Genomic DNA, 3,341 nt, shown 5'->3' on the forward strand with positions numbered 1-3,341 from the left:
AAAGTGTGTTTTTTGAATTCGAATTACATCCGAACAATAACAGAGCCTCCAGCTGGTGCACAAACTTGGTTTTGCTGTTGTTCCATTGATTTTATTAATTGATTATTTTCTTCGATTAATGAGATTAATTTAGCTAATTGGCTTTCAAGGCTTGCGATGCGCTGCATCATGTATTGCGAATCATAATGCAGTGTATTCCTTACTGGATGGGGGGAGTAAGCATATTGTTGATTTATATTTGGATTCCAATGAGGATACATTTGAATCGTTCCTCCTTCAATAAATTACTGATCTTTCTTATAGTAAATGCCTATGTATATGTAATGGTGACTTAAAAATTCTTTCAAACGAAGAGGATTATGTAGGGGGAATGGAAAAGTAATAAAGTACATTTTCTGGAAATTTTCAAACGGAATAGCAAATATATTAGAAGACAGCAACGTTCATGTAAATGGATATTATATGGGGAGAAATTATGAGAGGAGATGCTATTTTGGCTAATAATAAAAAAAGAAATGATGCTATGACAATTGGTGTCGCTATAGGTGTTGTAATCGGTGTAATTCCTGGTGTATTTACTGATAATATAGCAATCGGAATAGCGATTGGGATTGCAGTTGGAATGGGGATTACGCTTTTGAAGAAATAATGAGTTGTAAATTATTTTAATGTGAAAATTCTTGTTTCAAGAGATTGAATTTTCGGAATATAAAACCTATTTTTCCTTTTTTTATGATATTATATATGCAAAGGATGGTGATGGATATGCCAATAAACAATCAAGCAGAACAAAACTGCTTCATTTGTGAAAAACATAAAGGGAACATTACAGTTCCAGGTGGAGCTATTTACGAAGATGAACTCATTTACGTTGGACATGTCCATTGGGATGCAGAAGAAACATATCTTGGTTATGTAATGATTGATATAAAGAGACATGTACCTGGTCTCGCTGAATTAACTGAAGATGAGGCAAAGGCATTCGGACTGATAACAAGTAGAGTAAGTAAAGCGGTTAAAGAAAGCAAAGGTGCAGAACATATTTACAGTTTCGTTTCAGGTAATGGTGTACCACATTTGCATATGCACATTATTCCACGTTATCCAAATACACCAAAAGAGTTTTGGTCACCGACTGAAGTAGCAAATTGGACTGGTGCACCACATGGAAATTCAGAGAAAATTAAAAAACTATGCGAAAGAATACGAAAGTATATGGTAAATGAGTATGCATACAACAAATAATACACAATATTCATGGGTTGGAAGTAGGGAAATGTGTTTAGACGAAGTTTCAGTAAAGCAATATGGTGATATCGTACTTGGTAGATACGGCGGGAATATAAGTGCCGGAGCAAAAAAGAATGAAGACGGTGCATTAGTTTTGTCGAATGGTGATTGGGAATTCGCCGTTATATTAGACGGGCATAATAGTGCAGAAAGTGTTGGATTAGTAGTAAATACAATCCAAAAAGAATATGAAAATATAGAAGTGATTATGAAAGAATCAATTGAAACCGTATTTCGATCTGTTGAAAATTATATACTTACGATATTTCAATCCCGCTCATTTAAAGAAAAGTGCGAAAGGGTAAAAGGTGAAACTGCTTGCTTAATATGCGTAAGAAAAGAAAATTACATATGGTGGCTTTCCATAGGTGATTGCTTAGTTTATGTATTTCATGATGAATTACATAAATTAGGACAATATACATTGAATCAACGCCACTTTTACGAATGGATTGGAAATGTAAACACATTTGATTTACCCGTTCCTTGCTATTCATCAGGAATTCGTGAATTACGTACTGGAAAGAATCGAATTGTAATGGTGACAGATGGGGTATTAGAATGCGGGGAACGCCGTTATGAAACTCCATTAAATCTTTATAATGATATGAATGGAAATAATGTAGAGCTTAAAGAACATGTTCACAATGTTTTAGAACACGTTCATCATCAATTAGGACGAGATAGTGCGACCATTATTAGTTGGGACCTAGAAAACAAAACAAATGCTACGTATCCGAGTGATCAACCGGAGAAAATTAAAGTAAAAAAATAAAAAGGAGAGGGTTTTCTGTCCGTTACAAAAATATCCTTATTAATTTTATGGGTGCTATCTTTATTGGTTTTTGAAAGAATAGCGAGAAGACAGTTAAATATACCGAAACAAAAAGGATGGAATAACCAATATGTGAATGATACACATAAGTGGGGAAATAGAATTATCATTTCCTCTTATATAGTTGTTATTGCTATAAGCACTTTTCTTCCAAATCGTATATATATGGGCTATGTACCTCTTTTATTTTTTATTACGTTATATGGATTTCAATCATATATGGAGTGGAAATATGATAAGGAATCGCGGGAGTTTTTGATTTCATTATTAGGAGTTGTAGCATTAATAATAACAGGGTTCATACTATATTTCTTCCTTTAATATAGTATGAATTTAAAGGAAGAGGGAGAGAAGAAATGAAAAACCCTTTCTTACGTGCAGAATCGATCATTTTTAATGAAGATCATTCAAGAATACTCGTTCAATAACCGTTAATATAGTCCACTTTATTTTAAACAATTCAATGAAGTAATAGGAGGAATGATATTGAGAACCTATACATTTTGGATTATAATTTTTGTGTTTTGTATAGCGGGCTACTTTTTGGATCGATTTTTAAGAAAAAAATTGAATATGCCAAAGAGCGGGTTTTGGGGATATAATAAATATGTAAATAACTTACATAAAAAATTGGAAATAGGACTGCTTTTTGTTTATTTAATAATTAGTTTTATTTACATCTTTAAATTCGAAAGCACTAATATTTGGTTTATCATTTTCACTTATTTAGGGGTTACGTGGATCCTAAGGACATGGATGGAATGGAAGTATGATAGAGAATCGAAAGAATATATTTTTTCGATAATTGGATTATTTGCATTTATTTTTATGACTTCGATGCTATTTTACTTCGTTCCACCTGCTGCATAATAAAATGATTATTGATGGTACAAATAATGAGATAACTAATTAATAAGAAACCATTCATCTATACATGAATGGTTTCTTATTATGTGTACGAAGTTCGGTCTTCGCAATTTAATCATTTATTTTAGCCAATATGGATTTAATGAAATTTGTTTTATCCTCTGCATATTTATGCTTATCATTAGGGTTAGCTGTTGAAAGTTGAATCTTTAACTGTTCATACTGCATACGAGAAGTTTTATTGTCTATTAAGCAATCTCTGAATTTTAATTGTTCTATTAAATATGGATTCCCTTGTTCATACATATGAATTTGATGAGTTCTTGGCTCACCTTTATTGAAATAATAC

The 3,341-nt window shown here is 32.1% G+C and carries 7 protein-coding genes; 5 read left to right on the plus strand and 2 right to left on the minus strand.

Features of this window, described 5'->3' with window-relative positions; all coding sequences use genetic code 11:
• Positions 1-23 precede the first annotated feature (23 nt).
• Positions 24-260 (minus strand): hypothetical protein, encoded by a 237-nt coding sequence (locus tag AB3X49_RS19785; RefSeq protein ID WP_002085127.1) that lies wholly within the window; start codon positions 258-260, stop codon positions 24-26.
• A gap of 215 nt (positions 261-475) precedes the next feature.
• Between AB3X49_RS19785 and AB3X49_RS19790 the strand changes: the two genes are divergently transcribed.
• From AB3X49_RS19790 to AB3X49_RS19810, 5 genes are all read left to right on the plus strand, one after another.
• Entirely contained in the window at positions 476-649 is a 174-nt protein-coding gene (locus tag AB3X49_RS19790; protein WP_002127725.1) for a glycine zipper domain-containing protein, read from the plus strand.
• A 104-nt stretch (positions 650-753) separates the two neighbouring features.
• Positions 754-1,245 carry an HIT family protein gene (locus AB3X49_RS19795; RefSeq protein WP_243515072.1) on the plus strand — a complete coding sequence of 164 codons (492 nt, stop codon included), beginning with the start codon at positions 754-756 and terminating at the stop codon, positions 1,243-1,245.
• Positions 1,229-2,065 (plus strand): PP2C family serine/threonine-protein phosphatase, encoded by an 837-nt coding sequence (locus tag AB3X49_RS19800; protein ID WP_309514952.1) that lies wholly within the window; start codon positions 1,229-1,231, stop codon positions 2,063-2,065. Before AB3X49_RS19795 ends, AB3X49_RS19800 begins: the two co-directional genes overlap by 17 nt.
• Positions 2,066-2,128: 63 nt before the next feature.
• On the plus strand, positions 2,129-2,446 hold the full coding sequence (locus AB3X49_RS19805) for a DUF4181 domain-containing protein (protein ID WP_002013042.1): 318 nt from the start codon (positions 2,129-2,131) through the stop codon (positions 2,444-2,446).
• 165 nt (positions 2,447-2,611) lie between these two features.
• Entirely contained in the window at positions 2,612-2,995 is a 384-nt protein-coding gene (locus AB3X49_RS19810; RefSeq protein WP_367964236.1) for a DUF4181 domain-containing protein, read from the plus strand.
• Positions 2,996-3,103: 108 nt separating this feature from the next.
• Here AB3X49_RS19810 and AB3X49_RS19815 read toward each other — a convergent pair.
• Positions 3,104-3,341, minus strand: a 238-nt coding sequence (locus tag AB3X49_RS19815) for a GrpB family protein (protein ID WP_367964238.1), incomplete at its 5' end; no start/stop codon positions are given.

The sequence above is a fragment of the Bacillus sp. C30 genome, from assembly GCF_040838255.1.
Classification (GTDB): Bacteria; Bacillota; Bacilli; order Bacillales; family Bacillaceae_G; genus Bacillus_A; species Bacillus_A mycoides.

Excerpts from the sequence above, each read along its gene's own strand:
- AB3X49_RS19795 (WP_243515072.1), top strand. The coding sequence starts at position 754 with ATGGTGATGGATATGCCAATAAACAATCAAGCAGAACAAAACTGCTTC.
- AB3X49_RS19785 (WP_002085127.1), bottom strand. The coding sequence starts at position 260 with ATGTATCCTCATTGGAATCCAAATATAAATCAACAATATGCTTACTCC.
- AB3X49_RS19800 (WP_309514952.1), top strand. The coding sequence starts at position 1,229 with ATGCATACAACAAATAATACACAATATTCATGGGTTGGAAGTAGGGAA.
- AB3X49_RS19790 (WP_002127725.1), top strand. The coding sequence starts at position 476 with ATGAGAGGAGATGCTATTTTGGCTAATAATAAAAAAAGAAATGATGCT.